The following is a 19,806-nucleotide window of genomic DNA, read 5'->3' on the forward strand; positions in this document are numbered from 1 at the left end:
GAGCCGTCGCCGTGGTCCCCACCGTCAGTGGCGCGGCCAGCGGCCGACGACAGCCGCCGCGCCCCCGCCACGGCGGACCGGCTCTGCCGCGGCGAGCAGTCGGCCGTTCTTCAGGAACTCGATGCCGGTCGCGGAGCCGATCTCGGCCGTCGAGGAGAAGACGTGCCCCGGTGGCAGGCTACCGGCGTACGCGGTGATGAAGTCCGGCTCGGCCTGGGTGCTGGCGCCGTTGCGCTGCGACGCCCGCGGCGCGGCGAGCGCCTCCGGCAGGGTCATGCCGAGGTCGATCCGGTTGACCAGCATCTGCAGGACGGTGGTGATGATCGTCGCGCCGCCGGGGGTGCCGACGGCCAGGAACGGTCGTCCGTCGGCCAGCACGATGGTGGGTGACATGGAACTGCGCGGGCGCTTGCCCGGCGCCGGCAGGTTCGGATCGGGCGCGGTGCCCTGGGTCGGCGCGAAGTTGAAGTCGGTCAGCTCGTTGTTGAGCAGGAACCCTCGGCCGGGTACGACCATCCCGTTGCCGCCGGTCGCCTCGATCGTCAGGGTGTACTCGACGACGTTGCCCCACCGGTCGGCCACGGTCAGGTTCGTGGTGCTCTTGCGGTCGTCCCGGGTGTCGGCGGCCGCCGCGGCCGAGCATCCGCCGTACGCGCCGTCGGGCACGCCCGGCGCGACCGGCTTGGGCAGCGCCGCCGCGGCGTCGATCTGGCACGCCCGTTCCTTGGCGTACCCGTCGCGCAGCAGCTCGCGCAGGACGTCGTCCGGGGTGTGGTCGCCGACGTAGCGGTTGCGGTCGGCGAACGCGAGCGCGCTGGCCTCCAGGTAGTGGTGCATCGCCTGGGCCGCCGACATCGACCGCAGGTCGTACTGCTCGAGGATGTTGAGCGCCTCGCCCACCGCGACGCCGCCACTGGAGGGAGTGGACATGCCGTACACCTCGAGGCCGCGGTACTGCGACCGGGTCGGCGCGGGAGAGTGGGTGCGGTAGCCGGCCAGGTCCGCCGTGGTCATGCCGGCCGGGCGGATCGGGTACGGCCACGACCCGATCGGCCGCTTCGCCACCGGCGGGTGCTGCACGGTGGCAGCCACGTCGCGGCCGATCTCACCCCGGTAGAACACGTCGGTGCCACGCTTGGCGATCAGCCGGTAGGTGTCGGCGAGGTCGCGGTTGCGGAAGGTGCCGCCGACCGCCGGCGGCTGGCCGCCAGGCAGGTACAGCGCGCTGGTGGAGCTGAACTGGCCGAACGCGGCCCGGTTCGCCGCGATCTGACCGGCGAAGGTCTCGTCGACGGTGAAGCCGTCCTCGGCCACTCGGGCGGCGGGGGCCAGCATCTGCGCGAGCGACCGGGTGCCCCAGCGGGCGAGCGCGTCCCGCCAGGTGAGCAGCGTGCCGGGGACGCCGACCGACAACCCGCTGATCCGGGCCTCGTCGAACGCGTACGGCTGCCCGGTGGCCGGGTTGACGAGGCTGGTCGCGGTCATCGAGGCCGGTGCCGCCTCGCGGCCGTCGATGGTGTGCACCCGTCCGGTCCTGGCGTCGTAGTAGACGAAGAAGCCACCGCCGCCGACGCCGGCGGAGAAGGGTTCGGTGACACCGAGCGTGGCCGCCGCCGCGACCGCCGCGTCGACCGCGTTGCCGCCGCGGCGCAGCACGTCCAATCCGACGGCGGTCGCGGTCTCGTCGACGGTGGAGACGGCACCGCCGTAGCCGACGGCGACTGGCTGCTTCGGCGGCCCGGCCGGTTTCGCCGCCTGCGCGGGTACGGCGGTTCCGGCCGCCAGTGTGACCAGGGCGATGGTCGCGGTGAACAGGGCCCGACGTCTCATGTGGCCTCCATAGATCGGCATAGGTTGACCTTCTGCCTACCGCTCGGGACGGGACTCGGCAACCCGCCCTTTGACATGAGATTCCTTCGGACATAGCCTGTTATCGATTGATTAGGCCCCCGTTCCCCGAGCCACGCAGCGCGACGACGACCGAGAGGACGCGCCATGATCGCCCGTACTCGCCGACCCGTGATCCGAAGAGTGGCTCAATTCCTCGCGCTCTGCCTGGCACTCGTGACGGTCGCGGCGCCCGCCGCCGGTGCGGCACGCAACGCGGCCCCGGCCTTCAACGTGATCGCCTTCTACAACGGCACCTGGGATCCGGCGCACATCAGCTTCGTCCGTGAAGCCAACCAGTGGTTCCCGCAGATCGCCGCGCAGTACGACTTCTCCTACACCGCCACCAACGACTGGAGCCGGCTCAACGCGAACGACCTCGCCCAGTACCAAGTGGTGATCTTCCTGGACGACCTGCCGCCCGCCGCCCAGCGTCCGGCCTTCGAGCAGTACATGCGTGCCGGGGGCGCCTGGCTCGGCTTCCACGTCTCCGCGTGGACCGACAACCCGGGCGGGTGGGACTGGTACCACAACCAGTTCCTCGGCAGTGGCGCGTTCCAGTCCAACACCTGGGGGCCGACCACCGCGGTACTCCGGGTCGAGGACGGCACCCACCCGTCCACGTCCCGGCTGCCCGCCACCTTCACCTCGTCGGTGAGCGAGTGGTACAGCTGGAGCCGCGACCTACGCACCAACCCGGCGATCGACATCCTGGCCTCGGTCGACCCCAGCAGCTTCCCGCTCGGCACCGACCCGAACCAGACCTGGTACGGCGGCTACTACCCGATCCTGTGGACGAACACCAACTACAAGATGCTGTACGCGAACTTCGGCCACAACGCCATGGACTACGACCGGGACGTGCCGCTGTCGTCCACGTTCGCCAGCGAGGTGCAGAACCGCTTCCTCATCGACGGCCTGCTGTGGCTCGGCGGCGGCGCCACTCCCCCGCCTTCCGATCCGATCTCCCCCACGGCCTGGTACAGCGTCGTCAACAAAGGCAGCGGCAAGTGTGTGGATGCCCGTGCCGCCGCCACCGCGAACGGCACGGCCGTCCAGCAGTACGCGTGCAACGCCACCTTCGCCCAGCAGTACCAGTTCCAGCCGACCAGCGGCGGCCACGTACGGGTGAACAACCGCAACAACAGCAGCCGCGTCCTCGACGTGACGAACGTGTCCACCGCCGACAACGCGCCGATCCAGCTCTGGACGTACAGCGGCGGCAACAACCAGCAGTGGCAGGCCGTGCCGGAGACCGGCGGCTACTACCGGCTCGTCAACCGGCACAGCGGCAAGTGCCTCGACGTGCCCGGCGGCTCCACCGCCGACAGCGTCCAGCTGGTGCAGTACTCCTGCAACGGCACTGCCGCCCAGTCGTTCCGTCTCGTGCAGCGCTAGGCCCTCGTAACCCACGCCCCCGGGTATAGCGCCCCCTCGTTCACGGAAAGAGTGGCTATCTCCGCTGGGATAGCCACTCTTTCCGTGAACGAGGGCCCGGGGCGAAGCCCCGGGCCCTCGTGGCGCTATCGGCACCACCGGGCAACGCGACGTGGCCCGCCGGGACGGTCAGGGGGCGATTCCGACGTCGTCGATCCGACTCCAGACCCGCTCCTGGACAGCTGTCATGCTCGGCCAGCGCAGACCGCCCGGCCGTGGGTTGACTCGTTCGGCGTAGGGGGCGGGACGGAACTGCGGTTCGTAGAAGCAGCCGGTGCCGTAGGTTCGGTCGAATCCGGCACAGGTGGCCGCGATCGACGCGGGCGTCGGCTTCCGCCCGGTACGCACCCACGTATCGAGCGCGGAGATCGAGTTCGCGTACTCCGCGTTGCTCAACGCGCTGTGCTCGGACTCCCGGGTGAAGGTCTGCACCAGGTGCTCGTCCCGGTGGGCGCCCTGAAGGCTGGCGCGGTAGGCGGCCTCGTGCTCCACGAACGCCGTCGGGTCATCGATCGCGTGCAGGGTCAGCACCGGAATGGAGACCTTGCCGGTGAGGTCGCTGTCGTAGGAGAGGTCGCGCCGGGCGGCCGGGTCGGCCGAGAAGCGCTGCACACCCGCGTTGAGCGCCGCGTCGTCGTGTGAGCCGGTGTACCGGACCCCCGTATTGCTGAACGGGTTACGCCCGCCGAGCCGGCCGTGGACGATGTCGCGGAAGGTGAAGGTGGCGAAACGCAGATGCGACTCCAGGGTGCGCTCCGGAACGCCCGTCACGGCCAGGATGTCGTCGAGGTTGCGTTGCTGCAACGCCGTACGCTCCGCCGGAGCGGAGGCGTAGCCGGTGCACTCCTGCAGTCGGGCGCGCAGCCCGGTGGTAGTCATGGTGGAGCCGGCCCGCAGGCCCTCCCAGAGCGGATACTGGGGCTCGCTGGGTCGCGGATGGTTCTGGCAGTAGTACTGGTAGACGACGCGCAGGTCGACCCGGTAGTCGTAGCCACGGGAGCCTCCGCCGAGGACGCCGCTGGTGAGCAGGGCGCCGTCGTACGGCCCGTGCTCACCGGCATAGGTCTCCACGACCTTGGCGGCGACGTTGCCGCCCCACGACTGCCCGTGCACGTACGTCCGCTTCGGCTTGCCGAACTCGCTGACGAAGAGGCGGCGGAGGTTCTCGGTGTCGGTGGCGGCCATCCGCGTGCCGTAGCCGCCTCGGCGGTAGGACGAGCCGGCCCAGGCGTAACCCTCGTCCACCATGACTGCCCAGCGGTCCAGGTCGTCGACGCTGCGCTGCGGGTCGGACGTGTCGCCCAGGTCCGGCCCGCCGTGAGCGTGCACGACCAGCGACCGGTTCCACCGATTGGGGAGCGCAATCGCGTAGTAGGCCCCGTTGGCGTCCTGCCCGGTGTAGCAGGTGGCCTTGCCGGTCAGGTTCGCGGGACACGCGGTCACCGCCGGAGGTGGTGCGCTCGCCTGAGCGGCGGGTGCGGTGGTCAGGGTGCCGGCCATCGCGCCGACAAGCAGGATGGCCGGTCCGAGTAGTCGGCGGATAGGGCGGGCGGATCTGGTGGTGGTTCTCGACGTGATCACGGCATGGCTCCTCGTCCTCACCGGTGCATCGATGTGCTTCGCCGGAAAGGCTAGGAGGAGTCGGCGGCAAAGTGATCTTTGCGTTCATACTGTTCATCGCGATCCGGCGTACACCGGGCAGGGCGCATCGACCGGCCCCGGTCGCTTGACTACCGCCCCCCGCCAGACGACGGTTGGCCGATGAGTCGCGAGGATTGGCCGGTGTATCACGAGAACCTGGAGAGCCTCGAACGGTCGCCGGATCAGGTGCGCGCCGACTACCTGCGGGTCCTGGAGCGGATGATGGCCGAGGTGCCGAGGCGCTGGCAGTCGAGGCTCTCCGTGCCAGTGTTGTGGCTGACGCTGGACAGCGGCAGCAACGACATCGAGGTCGAACCGACCGATGTCTACCAGATGGCCCGCGAGCACGGCTACCCGGACGAGTTCCACCGCTGGGTGACGTCGGCGGTGCAGTCCCGGCTCAGTGAGACCGGGGCGCGTTGCGCCCTGCTCGCCTCTCACAGCGGGATGAGCAGTTCGGTGCAGGGCCCGATTCTGCGCGCGCTGACCGGTCCGCCGGACCGGAGAGTCCACCTGCACGGCGCCCATCAGGACCACCGGCGACCGTTCCGGGACGACTTCGCGATCCGTCGTGGACCGCTGCTGCGGGCCCGGTTCACTCCCGAGGTGCATCAGCGACTGGCCGACATCCGCCGGTCCGGCTGACGGCGTCACGGTACGGGTAGCCCGACGACCGATGACGGCAGGCGGCGGCCTGTCGGTGTGACCTGGCGGCTCGGACAGGGGCCGAGAGCGGAGGGCACGGATGGACGCGGAGCGGGTCGCGGCGGCGATCCGCCGCTGACTGCTGGACCCCGGGGAGGTGGTCGAGGAGGAGCACCAGAGGTCGGACCGGCTTCCGCCTCAACCCTTCGGGCGGAGCGTGTCGACCCGGGCGACGGACTGGTCGATACGCTCGGCGCTGAGCTGCCCGCGGCGGACCAGGTCGACCACCACGTCGAGCGTCTTGTCGACGATCCCCGGGTCGAACGCCTGCTGGTTGGCGAAGACGAGCAGGTCGACGCCGGCCTGCAACGCCAGGCGGACAGCGTCGGCGGAGCCGTGCCGGCGGGTGATGGCTGCCGCCTGCATGTCGTCGCTGACCACCGGCCCCTGCCAGCCGAGTTCGCCGCGCAGCAGTTTCGTGACCACCGCCGGCGACAGCGACGCGGGCAGGTTCGGGTCCAGCTTCTTGTTGAGCACATGGGCGACCAGCACCGAGTCGGCCGAGCCGGCCCGGATCAGTCGCCGGAACGGTTCGAGCTCGACGGGTTTCCAGGTGGAGCTGACGTCGACTACCTCGAAGTCGGTGTTTCCGGCGGCGCTGCCGATCCCCGGGAAGTGTTTGAGTGAGGTCTTGACGCCGGCGGCGCGGTGGGCGTGGATCTCCTCGGTGGCGTTGCTGACGACGACGTCGGGGTTCGCGGAGAAGCTGCGGTCGAGCCTGCCGATCGCCCGGCTGTCGGGGTTGACGTTCAGGTCCACGACCGGCGCGTAGTTGAGGTTGACCCCGATCCGGGTGAGGCTCGCGACCAGTCCGCGCGCCCACTCGCGCGTCGCCGCCGGCGAGTTCTCGGCACCGATCTCGGCTTCCGATCTGGTGGCGGGGAAGCCGTTGCTCGGCTTCAGCCGGGCGGTACGGCCACCTTCCTGGTCGATCGACACGATCAGCCGGCGGCCTGGCGAGGCGTTCTTCAGGTCTCGTATCAGGGTGGTGACCTGCTGCGGCGAGCGGATGTTGCGCTCGGTGTCCGTCAGCAGATCGCGATCGAAGAGGATCACGCCGCCGAGGCCGTTGCGGATGGCCCTGACGATCCAGTCGTTCCGGCCCACCCCGTCGCCGCGGAAACCCACCACGAGCAGGCTTGCGATCTTCCGGCGTAGTGCCGCCTCGTCCAGGTTCCCCGTCGTGGTCCGGCCGGTCGGCCGCGGTGTGGGGGGCGTGGTGGACTGGCTGGCCTGGCAGCCGGTGAGTGCGGCCACGGCGGCGGAGCCGGCTCCCGCGAGCAGCAACCGGCGCGGCACACGCACTCTGTCCACACCTGCACGCTATGGGCCGGCCAGGCCCGACGACAGGAGAACGTGAAGGTCTCACCCATCCGATGCGGCGGCCCCGGCAGGGCGATCGCAGCCAGCCGTCATCCGCTTCTGTCCGGCCTACCGGGGTGAGCTTCCCTCGCAGGCCACGCCTATCGCGAGGCGCATCTCAACCTGCCTTTCCTCGGCCCGGACCACCAGTGGTACGCACGCCGGATCCGCTACCCAGGTACCGCCGGTGAAGACCGACCAGGTCGCCGATGCACTTCCGGCAGGGCATGCCGCGACTTGCACTGCTGAGGCTGGGCTGTCCACCGGTCTGCCCCAGCCGACGCGGGCCCGGTCCTCCCACCCAACTGCCACCTGCACCTCCACCGCCGCTCCGGCTCGCACGTGTGACCTGGCGACCATTCATCGGCGCACCCGGCTACGAAGCCAGCACCAGCTCGCGCAGCCTGCTGTCGACGGCGGCCGCGTCCACCCCGCCCGGCCAGCCGCGCAGCAGCGTGCCGCCCTTGGCGATCATCACCACGCCCGGAGGCTCGCGGACGGCGTACGACTGCGAGATGATGCCGTCGTCGTCGACCACGACCGGGTACTCCACCCGGTGTTCCCGCAGGTACTGCTGCAGATCCTGCGTGGTGTCCTCGACGGCCACCCCGACGAAGACGACCTTGTCCCGGTGGATGCGGGCCAGCTCGCTGAGGGCGTCCTGCCGCTCAGCGCAGACGGTGCACCACGAGCTGAAGAAGACCAGCACGACCGGACGCTCGGCCCACAGGTCGGCGAAGGCGACGCTGCTGCCGTCGGTCAGGGCGCCGGTGACGGCGGGTGCGCCGGGCAGCCCGGACGGGGGCGGACGCAGCGCGAGGTTCGCCGGCGCCGGACCGGGCAGTGCGGCGGCCCCACCGGCGACCGGTTCCGGCCGCGCCGGCGGGTCGTCGCCGCCGGAACAGGCGGCCGTGGAGAGTGCCACCGACAGCGCCAGCGTCACGGCGGCCAGGCGGGCGGCGTACCCCCGGGTCATGAGGGCACCACCGCGACCAGCGCCGGTCCTTCGCTGTCGTTGCGGGTGAGGGCGATCGGCGGGTGACCGTCGACCACCAGCCGGTACGCGCTGCGGTCGGCCACCGTGACGGGAACGGCGAATTCGCAGTACGTGGGCACGCGGGTCACCTCCAGGTCCTCCTTGAACGTCGCCACGGACGTGCCCGACGGCAGCGCGCCCTCGGCGAGGGTACGACCGTCGGGGTCGATCACCTGGAACGGTGACCGGTTGTGGAAGTGGGTGTAGGGGCCGGTGCCGGCGCACTCCACACCCTCCGGCCGGATGTTGATGTCCCGGACGAGCACCCGCACGGTCATCGCCGAACCGGCCTCCTCGGCGTCGTCGCACGCGGTCAACGCGCCGGCGGCCAGCGACGGTAGCAACAGCGCTGCCAGCAGACGCCGCATTCGTCCTCCAGATCGTCAGGGGTTTCAGAGGGTGTTCGAGAAGGCTACGGGTGAGCCTTCTCGAACACCCTCAGGCCCGGGGGCGGTGGGCAGGTGATCATCCCACCGCCCCGGGCGTACGCGGTCAGCCGAGCTGCGCGCGGGGTCGCTCGACCCGGCACTGGCTGGTCACGGTCTTGCTGGGGTCGCTCTCCGAGGTGGCGGTGAGCGTCACCAGGGTGGTCGCCGTCGCGCCGGCGTTGGCGCCGACCGAGACGTTGACCGGGGTGGAGGCGCCGAACTCGGCAGTGGCCAGCTCGTTCGGCAGCTCCACCTTCCAGCCCTTGCCTCCGACGCTCGCCGAGAGCCGGTACACGTCGGACTTCAGGTACGCGCTGGCGTCCTCGGGGTGCTGCTGCTCACCGGCCACGTACTTGCCGGTGTTGCTCAGGTCGAACGTGCAGGTCGCGCCCTTGCCGCTCGGCTTGCCCGTGGCGGCGAGGTGCCCCTTGGACAGCTTCACACCGTGCTGGCTCGGGCCGGCGCCGTCCAGCGAGCGGACCGCCACCGTGTACGACAGCACCCCGTCGGCGTCCCGGCGGAGGTTGAGCACGTAGAAGTGCAGCCGGTTGGCCTCGTCCACGTACTCGTACTCGCTGCCGGAGTTGGCGCCCGCGTGGAACAGCGCGTCGGACAGCTGCCGGTAGTCACCCATGGTGATCTTCTGCGGGGTGCCGTTCGGCTGGTAGAAGTCCACCATGTCGATGTCCTGCGGGTTGGCGTCGACGACCCAGACGAACGGCGCGCGGTCCGCGTTCTTCGTCTTGCTGATCAGCACGCCGTTGTCCGGCGTGAACGAGTCCGCGCCCATCCGGTCGACGACCTCGAGGGTGTAGTTGTTGAATCCACCGCCGTCGCAAAGCGGGTCGGTGCTGGTGCTGCACGACGGGGAGCGGTCGGCGTCCATCGCGACGTTGATGCCGGTCAGCCCGCCCTCACCGGCGTCAACCGCGCGAGCGGTGACGTCGGCGACGACCATGCCGGAGCTGGCCAGCGCCTCGCGCGACAGTCGCAGCGCGTGCTCCTCACCGAGCAGCCCGATCTTCAGCTTGTCCCGCAGCGTGTGCAGCGAACCCATCGAGCCGCCGTTGACCGGGGGGATCTGCCAACGGGTGTGCGGGCCGCCCGGGCCGTTGAAGGAGCCGCGCGACATCATGCTCCAGATGCCGGAGTACGCGCGGCGCAGCGGCGTGCCGTACGGGTTGTTGTAGTTGTCGCCGATGCTCAGCAGGTGGCTCAGCTCGTGGGCGTACGTGCCCTGGCCCGAGCTCTCCGCCTGGGTCGACGAGCCGCCGCCCGCGTTCGGCCAGATGGTCGAGGCGGCCTTCCAGGACGTCCAGGGGACGTACCGGGTCGCCGCGTAGTTGGGCAGGGCGGGGTCCGGGGGACCCCACGCGTCGGGCACGTCCTCCTTGGTCTGGAACATCATCTGGCCGAATTCCTGCCAGGTGGAGGACTCGTCCTGACCGGCGGAGAGGATGAAGACCAACTCGAAGCTGTCGGCCACCTCCTCGCCGACGGCGGCACGCCAGGCGCCCAGCCCGTCGGTGCGGATGTTCTGGCTGCACGCCTCCCCGGCCGGGCAGGCACCGGCGTTGAAGCCGTTGTCGATGCCGTACTGGTAGGACTTCGACGGCATCTTGTACGGGCCGAAACCGGTGAGGTCGACGCCGTAGCGGCCGTTGGAGTCCTGCATCCAGTACTCGTGCAGGGTGTGTCCCTTGTTCAGGTCGCCCGGCTTGTTGAGGAAGTCGGTGTAGAACTTCGCGACCTGGTCCCGCGGCACGTTGGTGGCGTTCGCCTGGGGGTTGCCGAACACCGACGAGCCCGCCGGCTGGGTGATGACGAACGGCTGGTCCACGTAGTCCAGGGTGACCAGCGCGATGTTGAAGTTACGGACGGATCCCCGGACGCTCGGGTCGGCCCAGTTCTTGTTGGGCACCGCCTTGTAGTCGTCCCAGGTCATCGTGTCCGGGTTCTGCCAGTTCTGCGGATCGAGCACCTGGAACGGGGCCGGCCCGTCCGGTGGGTGGCCGCCCGGCGCAGCGGTGGCCGGCCCGGCGGCGCCGGTCGCGACCAGAACGGTCGCGGCCGAGGCGGCCAGTACCGAGCGCCACACCGTGCGCCTCGAGGGCAGAAGGTGCATCGGATCACCTCTCAGGTGGGGGTTGGAAAGCGGGGCGATCTGTGGCCGAGGTTGCTCTCCGTCCACATGATCACTCCAGATTTCGAATCTAGGAGTCGGCCCGTCCGTGGTCACTGTGCAGATGTCGGCACGTGCACGGGGGCAGCCTTCGACAGGTGTAGGAGAAGGTTTCGCATCCGTCATCGGCGCGACCTCGCGTCCCGCCGCCGTGCGCCCCCGACCGGATGATCACCTCTTGCCGATGGTCCATCCCGGGCGTAGGAAGAACACCACACCACACCCGGATGGTGTCCACGCCCGGCCTTCCCACCGGGTCTCCGTCCACAGAGTCCACCGTCGAAGGAGATGCGTGTGACCAGCCCCAGACGGCTCCGTTTCACCGTGTCCGCGGCGGTGACCGCCGGCATCGTGCTACTCGGCACGGCCGCCGCCGCGGCACCACCGACGGCCCCGACGAGCTCCGCCACCCACGGCACCTGCGACCCGATCGACCCGACGGCCTGCCTGCTGCCCTTCCCGAACGACTACTTCACCGTGCCCGACCCGGCCAGCCCCACCGGCAAGCGGGTGCAGTTCCCGGCCGCCGCCATGCCCGCCAACCTCCAGGGCGTCCCGATCGACCCGACCGAGTGGAACCGGCAGGACGGGTTCAGCCCCGGCTCACCGATCCTCGTGCACGTGCCGGGCCTCGACGCGACGGCGACCGGAATCGCCCCGGTCACCGACGTCGGCCGTTCGCTCGCACCGGACGCGCCGATCGTGCTGCTCAACAGCGCCACCGGCGAGCGCACGCCGTACTGGGCGGAGCTCGACGCGCACGCCACCGGCGAGCCCGACCGGCAGCTGCTCATCATCCGGCCGGCGGTGGCGCTCACCGAGGGCGCCCGGTACGTCGTGGGCCTGCGCGGCATGCGGGACCGGAAGAATGCACTGATCCGGACGCCGAAGGCGTTCAAGGCGTACGTCACCGGGGCCGGTCTCGGCCGTGGGGACCGCCGGGTGCCGCAGATGAAGCGGGTCCTCGCCGACCTGACCAGGGCCGGCGTCAAGCGGCACAGCCTCTATCTGGCCTGGGACTTCACGGTGGCGAGCCGGCAGGGCCTGACCGGGCGGATGCTGGCGATCCGCGACGGCGCGTTCGCCGATCTCGGCGCCGGGGCACCGCAGGTCACCGTCGACCAGGTGACCGACTACACGCCGCAGCAGGATCCACGGATCGCCCGGCAGGTGGTCGGCACCATCGGCGTACCGTCCTATCTGACCGGCGACGGCGGTCCAGGCTCGCGGCTGCACTACGGGCCGACCCGTGGCGACGGCACGCCGCCCTCCAGGTACGCCCTCCCCACGCCGTCCGGCACGACGCTGCAGGCGGACTTCGTGTGCAACATCCCGCGTAGCGCCTCCGCGACCCGCCCGGCGCACCTGTCGCTCTACGGCCACGGGCTGCTCGGTAAGCCGACCGAGATCAACGCCGGCAACGTCAAGACGATGTCGGACACGTACGACTTCACCTTCTGCGCGACCAGCTGGATCGGCATGGCCACCGCCGACGTGCCGTACGTGTCCGGCACCTTCGCCGACCTCAGCGCCTTCCCCGCCGTGGTGGACCGGCTACAACAGAGCTTCCTGAACTTCCTCTTCCTGGGTCGCGCGATGATCCATCGGAACGGGTTCGCCGCCGACCCGGCGTTCCAGGACGCCGACGGGCGACCGCTCATCGACGTCGCGGGCGGACTGCACTACGACGGCAACAGCCAGGGCGGGATCAACGGCGGCGCGCTCACCGCCATCGCCCAGGACTGGACCCGATCGGTGCTCGGCGTACCGGCCATGAACTACTCCACTCTGCTGCAGCGCAGTGTGGACTTCGCCCCGTTCCAAACGATCATGGACGGGTCGTACCCGGACAAGGTGGACCAGCAGCTGATCTTCGCCCTGTTGCAGATGCTGTGGGACCGGTCCGAGGCCAACGGGTACGCCCAACACATGACCGACCGGCCACTGCCGCGCACCCCGGCACATCAGGTCCTGATGCACGTGGCCTTCGGCGACCACCAGGTCTCCCCTGCAGCGGCCGAGGTGCAGGCGCGCACCATCGGCGCCCGCCTGCACACCCCCGCCATCGCGGACGGTTGGTCGCTCGACGTGAAGCCGTACTGGGGAATCAGGCCGATTCCGAGATACCCGTACACCGGCTCGGCGATCGTGATCTGGAACAGTGGTGCGACCTCCGCTCCCCCGACGACGAACCTCGCCCCGGCGGGTCCGGAGTACGGCGACGACCCGCACGAGTTCCCGCGCGCCCAACCCGGAGCGCAACAGCAGAAGGCGACGTTCCTGCTCACCGGCAAGATCATCGACGTGTGCGGCGGGGAACCCTGCGCCTGACGCGTGCCCGCCCGACGTGGCCTGCGCCGCGTCGGGCGGTCCGTCGACGAGCAGACGGCTGAGCGCTTCAACACGCCCAGCCACCGACCGCATCCTGACCTCTGAGCCGTAGGGCGGGTGTCGAAGTCTTCGGTCGAGCCGAGGCGGAGTTTAGGCGGCGGTCCGGCAAGGCGGCACTTCGTCCGGATATCGATGTCGTATCCGGACGAAGCGCGACACCGCCGGTCGTCGTCTGCGCGCCGCAGGCCGGCCAGGGACTTCGACACCCGTCCTGGCTCCGGTCGGTGCGACCGGTCCCCGTCGACCCTCTCAACCTTCGGCCCTCCTTCCGCGTCGTCTCGGGTGGCAGTGCGATTGGGAGGGAGCGGCAGGATGGGCGGTTACGGTGAGGGGGCAGCGTGTGGATGACCTCGATTTTCGCGAGTTCGTCGAAGTGCGCTACGGCGATCTGCTTCGAACGGCGTACCTGTTGACCGGTAGTCGCGACACGGCTCAGGACCTGGTGCACGAAGCCCTGCTCAAGGCGATGCGGCGTTGGCGCACGATCGATGACCCGATGGCGTACGTGCGCCGGTCGATGGTCAACGAGCGGACAAGTCGGTGGCGGCGGCTCGGAGTGCGTGAGCTGCTCACCGCAGCCGTCCCGGACCGGTCTCGCCCGGATTCCACCGACGCGGTCGTTGTTCGGGACGAACTTTTGGCGGCTCTGGACCAGCTGCCCGTACGGATGCGGACAGTGCTGGTACTGCGGTACTGGGAAGACCTTTCCGAGGCTGACGTCGCGGCGACGATGGGCTGCGCCGTCGGAACGGTGAAGAGTCAGGCGGCGCGCGGTCTGGCTCGGTTGCGTGCGGTGCTGCGGTCGACCCCGCCTGTTCCGCCGACGGTCGGTGGCGAGTTGATGGGGGATCGGGCATGAGCGTGGACGAACTGCGTGCCGGGCTGGCACGGATCGCGGAATCGGTGGTGCCGGACGAGGACCCGTACGGCCAGCTGCTGCGCCACGCCCGACGGCGCAAGCGGCGACGATTCGCCGGCCTGGGAGCAGCGATAGCCGCCCTGCTCGCCGCAGCGCTGCTCGGCCCGGTCACTCTCGGTGCCGGATCGGTAGGGCAAGACGCGTCAGACGACTGGCTGGCCACGGGCTATCCGGTCACGTCGGACTGGGAGTGGCGGCTGATCAACTCACCGACGCGAGGGAGCCTGGCCGGAGATCGGGATCTCATCGAAGAGTTGACCAGGCTGTTCGACCGGAACCGGGCTGAGCTGTGGGTGTCCGCATCACTGCCCGAGGTCAAGGTGCTCTACGCCGACGAGTCGGCCGGGTTCCGGCAGGTGCTGGTCGTCTATCACTCGGACACGGCAGCAGCCCTGGTCGAGCAGAAGTCGCCGACGGGCACGCCGCCTCAGCAGTCACTGCGCAACCACTCCGGCTTCGTCAACGGACGGCTGAGCCCGTTCAGCGTCGTCGATGCCTCGGACCCGCAGGGGCCGGCGGAACAGGGCTTCCTGGGTCTCGCCCCGGCCGGCTGCGCTGTCTCGGTAGCCGACAGGGCCGTCGTGGGCGCGGACGGAGTAGTACGCCGGCAGTGGGAATCGTCGCCCACGGGTGACTACATCGTCCTGGACGCGTCGCGGGTGCGCGGGTGGTGGCGGGTCGAGTGCGAGGGGGAGGTCCGGGTCGAGGGTCCGGTAGGCGACCGTATCGACGTCATCCGTGGTGAGGCCGGCCGGTACCAGCCGACCGAACTCGCCGATGCCCTGCCTGATGGAGCTACCTACAGAAGGACGGACGCGTGGCGGGCCGAGCGGTGGGGCGGCGTCTCCTACCGCGCGCTCATGGACTCGACCGGCCTGCCATCCACGACTGACCCGGTGGTTCGCTGGTCCGGGCGGCTGGACAGCGGAGGCCATCCGGAGGCTGCCGTCGTCGGCTCGGTCTCAGGCACCGGCCCTCTCCTGCTGCAGGTGGGAGCAAAGGGGTCCCTGCTGGCGCTCGCCGGGGCCGGCGACATAGCGTCGGACGACACCGCGGGAGATGTCGCCGCCAATGCCGAGGTCGGGCTGGTCGCGACGGCGATCGCCACCTCGACGAAGCTGGCCGCGGTGCGGGTGCCGGCCATCTCCGGCGGACACGCTGTGCTGACGGATCAACTGCTGGTCGTTCCTCCGCCGGGAGCAGCCCGTGTCGACGCCGTCGCTGTCGGCGCCGACGACAGCGTGCGGGTTACCGGGAACGTCCGGAACGGTGCCGCCGTACTCACGATCGACGTCGGCGCGAAGGTCACCCTGCGCGCGCTGGACCGCAACGGCGTACTCCTCGCGTCGACACCTCTCCGCGAGCCGCCCCACGGCAAGCGCATCTTCAACGAACCCCTGGTCACCGCGTGGTAGCAAGCCCACCCCGGAAGACGGGAATTGAGTCGGGTCGGCTCAAGTTATAGGAGGTGCCGGCCAGTTGGCCGACATGAGAAACGTGGAGGAAACGACATGAGCACGGTGTCGTTGTGGACCCGGCGGGACCCGTTCGCAGAGTTCGACGCCCTGGTGCGGCAGGCTTTCGGGCCGGTCGTGACCCGGCCGGCCGGCTTCGTCCCGGCAGCTGAGGTCACCCGCGACGGCGACGACGCGGTGGTGCGGCTGGAGCTGCCCGGGTTGGATCCCGAGAAGGACGTCACGGTCGAGGTCGACCGGGACACGCTGGTCGTCCGGGGTGAGCGGCGCGACGAGCGGGCCGACGAGCGCGACGGGCGCAGCCTGCGAGAGGTGCGCTACGGGTCGTTCCGCCGCTCCTTCCGCCTGCCGACGCAGACGGCCGCCGACGCGGTCAGCGCCTCGTACGACGCGGGCGTGCTGACCGTACGGGTCGGGGACGCGTACGTCGGGCGCGGTGCCAGGCGCATCCCGGTCAGCTCGGCGGGCGAGCAGACCGCCGTTGAGGCGGGCAGCGAGCAGCCGGAGCAGCCGACGGCCTGACCGAACACCGGAGACCACGCCGGCCCGGTCCCCCGCCCCTTGGGGACCGGGCCGGCGTGTGTCCGCAGGTGACGGCGCGGAATCAGCCGCCGGTGCCGTAAAGGGTTTCGGTCGGATCAGGCCGGCGACGTGGGACTGGGCTTGGGTCCGCCGCCTCCGGTCGGGTCGAGGAAGACGTAGCGGATCGTCGGGAAGAGAGCGATCAGGCGCCGCTCGGCCTCGTCGGCGGCGACCTCGACGTCGGTGCTGCTCGCCGTCGACACAAAGTCGATCTTCGCGGCGACGAGGATGGTGTTCGGGCCGAGGTAGAGGGTGAGCAGTTGCTGCACCTGCTCCACGGCGGGCACCGCGAGCAGTTCGTGTTTGATCCTGTCCCGCCCACGCTCCGGCACGCCGCGGCCGATCAGCAGGGTGAGGTTGCTGTAGCCCAGAACAGCGGCCACGCAGATGAGCAGGAGGCCGATGGCGATCGACGCGAGGCCGTCCCAGAGCGGGCTGCCCGTCGCGTCGGTGAGGCCGACCCCCGCGCCGGCCAGCGCGAGCCCGACCAGGGCGGCGGCGTCCTCGAAGAAGACGGCCCTGGTCGGGGTGTCGGAGCCGTAACGCACCAGCAGGAGCGGCGGCACGACGAACCGCCTGGCTCGGGCTCGGATCTGGCGGACCGACCGCACCAGCGAGATGGACTCGAGGACCGCGGCGACGAGGATCACGAGGTACGCGAGGAGCGGCTGCTGCGGTCGCTCGGGTGACCGGATCGCCTCGATGCCCTCCTCGATGGAGAGGCCACCGCCGATCAGGAACGTGGCGACGGCGGCGAGCAGCGCCCAGATGTACGTCTCCCTGTCGTGCCCGAAGGGACGCTCCTCGGTGGGCGGCCGGGCACCGCGGCGCAGACCGACGAAGAGCAGCACCTCGGTGGTGGTGTCGGCCAGCGAGTGCAGGGCCTCGGCCAGCAGGGCCGCCGAGCCGGTGACGAACCCCACGAGGCCCTTGGTCACCGCCACACCGAGGTTGACCGCGCCGGCCAGGATGACGGTCCGGAGATTCCCTCCGGCTTCCGGCGATTCGGACATGTCCGCAGCTTATTGCCCGGCGAGTGGCCGGATCGGACGGTCGGTCAGACGCGGTGGACGAGGGGTGGCCGGGCGCTAGAGCGCCCGGCCACCCCGATCCGGGTCAGGTCAGCGCTGACCGCCCAGGTACATCGCGTTGAACAGCAGGCGGTAGGTGCCGTGCGACTGTGCCCGGTGCTGCGGCTTGAAGCCGATCATCACCACCTGCCCGTCACCCACCTTTGCGGTCACCACGGCGGCCTTCCCGCCGATGACGTCCTCACCGAGGAGGAAGCCGCTCTTCAGCAGGTTCGTCTTCGGCCAGGTGGCCGCCACCGTGACGCCCTCGGCACCCTCCTCGACCTCGAACGCCGGCCCGTCGGCGACGAACGCCGAGGCGGTCGATCCGAATCCGGCGCCGACCGGGTCAGCGGCGTCGACGTTCAGGTTCAGCACCGACCCGGGGATGTTGTACTCGGTCTCCTCCGTCCCTTCGGTGACGTCCCGGACCGGCACGTCGAACGCCTGGATCGGCAGCTGAGCGGCCCGGTTCAGGGTCACCACCGTGCCGCCGGCCTCGACGAACGCCTTGAGGTTGGCCACGCCGGCGTCGGTCATCCCACCGGTGTACTCCGGCGGCAGGGATCCAGCCGCCCGGCCGTTGCGCATCGAGTTGTACGTGGCGTCGGGCAGCACGATCGTGTCGAACTTCGCCCGCAGGTCGCCGGCGCGGACGGTCGCGTTCGTCACCTTCTCGTACCCGAACCCGAACTGCTCCAGGATGAGCCGGGTCCAACCCTCGTCGTAGTTGTTGAACCCGTCGTACAGACCGACCCGCGGCGCGACGAGCTTGGTCACCTTCTTCGGCTTCGCGTCCACCGCCGCGATGCTCAGGCCCAACCTGGTGGCGAGCTCGGTCACCCGCTCGTCGGTGCCCGCTCCGGGCGTGACCAGGAAGGTCCCGGCCGGCAGTGTGCCGGTTCGGGTCTTCACCGCACCGCTGCTGCGGGAGACCTCGTCCCCGGCAGCGAGCAGGGCGTTCACGGCAGCCGCACTGTCGTTCACCCGGGGGTCGAGGGCGTACGCGTGCTTCGGCGCGCCGGCCACGACGCCCTCGGGCACGCTCGGCCAGTCGACGTCGACGGTGCGGGCCCGCACCTTCTGGTCGAGCTTGTCGACGGTCACACCCATCTGGAACGACAGGGTGTAGCCGGTGATGTCGTACGGCGGCTCCAGCGGGCCGCCGGGGTAGAGCCGACGGTCCGGGTACTTCTGCGGGTTGAGCAGGTCGAGCACCGCCGCCCGGTAGGGCTGCGCCTCCCGCACGAGGTAGCTACCGGCCGGGTAGGTGCGGTCACCCACGATGAACGACTCCGTCGCACGTTCGACCCGGATGTTGTTCCACCGCAGCTTGTCCACCAGCTTCGTGGCGGTCGGGTAGTCCGCCTGGTCGGCAGGGATCACGTAGGTGGTCTTGGCACCGTTCTGGGCGCCGTCGCGAGCCATCTTCGCCACGCCGGCGAGCAGGGCCTCCCGGTCGTCACTGGCGACCCGCAGCATCGCCCAGGACGCCGTCTTGATGTAGTCGCAGCTCTGCGACAGGTGCCACTCCCCGCCCTTCCAGGGACTGGGGTAGAAGACCGACGGTTCGCTGGTCGAGGTGCCGTCGGCGAACGTCTTCGGGAAGGTCGCCGGGTCGTAGTACCGGGGTGTCGCCGAGGCGTGCGCCGTCTCGGTCAGGATGCCGATCTGGTTGTGGTAGTACGGTGCGGTCCGCGCGCCGCCGTTCCACCAGATGTCGTACGACTGGCGGGCCAGGGCGCCGACCTTGTCCTCGCGATCCAGCCGCTGGCCCATCGCGTCACCGACGAGGTTGACACCGCGGACCACCTGCGGGTGGATGTTCGGGTTCAGCGGGTCCTCGTAGGGCGGGATGCTGATCCGGGCCGGGAAGACCGCCGTCTGGTGCACGTTGTGCATGACCTGCGGGATCCACTCGTGGAACAGCTGACGCCCGATGTTCTGGGTCTCCTGCAGGTTGAACATGTACCAGTCACGGTTGTTGTCGTGCCCGGCGTACTTCTGGTAAAGCTCCGGATAGTTGGCGTCCTGGTAGGGGCCGCCGAGGTTCTTCTGGTACCACTCGGCCACCTTCGTGCCACCGTCCGGGTTGACGTTCGGCACCAGCAACGTGATGACGTTGTCCCGGATCGCACGGGCCTCCGGCGTCTCGCTGGTCACCAGGTCGTACGCGAACTGCGGCGCGGTCTGGTGTCCAGCCACCTCGGTGGAGTGGATGCCGAAGTCGACCCAGGCGACCGCCTTGCCGTTCTTGGCCAGCTCACGCGCCTCCTTCTCGGGCAGCTTGTCCCCCTGGGACAGCCGCACCGAGATGTCCTGGTAGCGCCGCAGGTTTCCGTCCTTGAGGTTCTTCTCCGACGAGACGATGGCCATCAGCTGCGGCCGGCCCTCGCTGGTCTTGCCGATCTCGACCAGCTTCATCCGGTCGCTGGCCTTGTCGAGCTTCCGGTAGTAGTCGGCGATCTGCTCGTAGGTCGCCACCTTGTAGTCGGCGCACGGCACCCAGCCGATGACGGACTCCGGCTTCGGTACGCGCTTGTCAGCGGTGGCGACGGATCCGGACGTCAGCACCGGCGTGCCGATCATCGCGAGTACGCACGCGATCGGAACTGCGGTACGAGACAGTCTTCGTTTCACCTGACATCCCTTCACGTGGAACGACGAAAAAGGGACCGAGCGGGGCGGCCG

Annotated in this window: 14 protein-coding genes; 6 read left to right on the plus strand and 8 right to left on the minus strand. The window is 70.0% G+C overall.

Annotation, left to right across the window (positions count from 1 at the left end):
* Window positions 1-24: 24 nt before the first annotated feature.
* On the minus strand, window positions 25-1,830 hold the full coding sequence (ggt, locus tag AB0F98_RS18335) for a gamma-glutamyltransferase (RefSeq protein WP_357736493.1): 1,806 nt from the start codon (window positions 1,828-1,830) through the stop codon (window positions 25-27).
* 201 nt (window positions 1,831-2,031) lie between these two features.
* Between ggt and AB0F98_RS18340 the strand changes: the two genes are divergently transcribed.
* Window positions 2,032-3,285 (plus strand): RICIN domain-containing protein, encoded by a 1,254-nt coding sequence (locus AB0F98_RS18340; protein ID WP_357736496.1) that lies wholly within the window; start codon window positions 2,032-2,034, stop codon window positions 3,283-3,285.
* Window positions 3,286-3,453: 168 nt separating this feature from the next.
* On the opposite strand, the gene AB0F98_RS18345 is transcribed toward AB0F98_RS18340, so the two are convergent.
* Entirely contained in the window at window positions 3,454-4,905 is a 1,452-nt protein-coding gene (locus AB0F98_RS18345; protein ID WP_357736499.1) for a hypothetical protein, read from the minus strand.
* Between the two features lie 201 nt (window positions 4,906-5,106).
* On the opposite strand from AB0F98_RS18345, the gene AB0F98_RS18350 reads away from it, so the two are divergent.
* Window positions 5,107-5,610 (plus strand): hypothetical protein, encoded by a 504-nt coding sequence (locus AB0F98_RS18350; protein ID WP_357736502.1) that lies wholly within the window; start codon window positions 5,107-5,109, stop codon window positions 5,608-5,610.
* Window positions 5,611-5,808: 198 nt separating this feature from the next.
* Here the strand turns inward: AB0F98_RS18350 and AB0F98_RS18355 are convergent, their stop codons facing one another.
* From AB0F98_RS18355 to AB0F98_RS18370, 4 genes are all read right to left on the minus strand, one after another.
* Window positions 5,809-6,984, minus strand: a complete 1,176-nt coding sequence (locus AB0F98_RS18355) for a glycoside hydrolase family 3 N-terminal domain-containing protein (protein WP_357736506.1) — start codon at window positions 6,982-6,984, stop codon at window positions 5,809-5,811.
* A gap of 424 nt (window positions 6,985-7,408) precedes the next feature.
* Window positions 7,409-8,008, minus strand: a complete 600-nt coding sequence (locus AB0F98_RS18360; protein ID WP_357736509.1) for a TlpA disulfide reductase family protein — start codon at window positions 8,006-8,008, stop codon at window positions 7,409-7,411.
* Window positions 8,005-8,436 (minus strand): hypothetical protein, encoded by a 432-nt coding sequence (locus tag AB0F98_RS18365; protein WP_357736512.1) that lies wholly within the window; start codon window positions 8,434-8,436, stop codon window positions 8,005-8,007. The genes AB0F98_RS18360 and AB0F98_RS18365 overlap by 4 nt, the downstream gene beginning before the upstream one ends.
* 124 nt (window positions 8,437-8,560) lie before the next feature.
* Window positions 8,561-10,621, minus strand: coding sequence for a M6 family metalloprotease domain-containing protein (locus AB0F98_RS18370; protein ID WP_357736514.1), 2,061 nt, complete (start codon window positions 10,619-10,621; stop codon window positions 8,561-8,563).
* A gap of 351 nt (window positions 10,622-10,972) precedes the next feature.
* Here AB0F98_RS18370 and AB0F98_RS18375 point away from each other — a divergent pair, with 351 nt between their 5' ends.
* The 4 genes from AB0F98_RS18375 (at window position 10,973) to AB0F98_RS18390 (ending at window position 15,985) form a co-directional block, all read left to right on the plus strand.
* Window positions 10,973-13,009, plus strand: a complete 2,037-nt coding sequence (locus AB0F98_RS18375; protein ID WP_357736517.1) for a hypothetical protein — start codon at window positions 10,973-10,975, stop codon at window positions 13,007-13,009.
* 400 nt (window positions 13,010-13,409) lie between these two features.
* Window positions 13,410-13,928, plus strand: coding sequence for a SigE family RNA polymerase sigma factor (locus AB0F98_RS18380; protein WP_357736520.1), 519 nt, complete (start codon window positions 13,410-13,412; stop codon window positions 13,926-13,928).
* Window positions 13,925-15,403 (plus strand): hypothetical protein, encoded by a 1,479-nt coding sequence (locus AB0F98_RS18385; RefSeq protein ID WP_357736523.1) that lies wholly within the window; start codon window positions 13,925-13,927, stop codon window positions 15,401-15,403. The genes AB0F98_RS18380 and AB0F98_RS18385 overlap by 4 nt, the downstream gene beginning before the upstream one ends.
* Window positions 15,404-15,499: 96 nt before the next feature.
* Window positions 15,500-15,985 carry an Hsp20/alpha crystallin family protein gene (locus AB0F98_RS18390; RefSeq protein WP_357736526.1) on the plus strand — a complete coding sequence of 162 codons (486 nt, stop codon included), beginning with the start codon at window positions 15,500-15,502 and terminating at the stop codon, window positions 15,983-15,985.
* A 116-nt stretch (window positions 15,986-16,101) separates the two neighbouring features.
* Here the strand turns inward: AB0F98_RS18390 and AB0F98_RS18395 are convergent, their stop codons facing one another.
* Window positions 16,102-17,058, minus strand: a complete 957-nt coding sequence (locus AB0F98_RS18395) for a cation diffusion facilitator family transporter (protein ID WP_357736530.1) — start codon at window positions 17,056-17,058, stop codon at window positions 16,102-16,104.
* A gap of 108 nt (window positions 17,059-17,166) precedes the next feature.
* Window positions 17,167-19,755, minus strand: coding sequence for a M14 metallopeptidase family protein (locus AB0F98_RS18400; protein WP_357736533.1), 2,589 nt, complete (start codon window positions 19,753-19,755; stop codon window positions 17,167-17,169).
* Window positions 19,756-19,806 lie beyond the last annotated feature (51 nt).

The organism is Micromonospora sp. NPDC023737, assembly GCF_040639715.1.
GTDB lineage: Bacteria > Actinomycetota > Actinomycetes > Mycobacteriales > Micromonosporaceae > Micromonospora.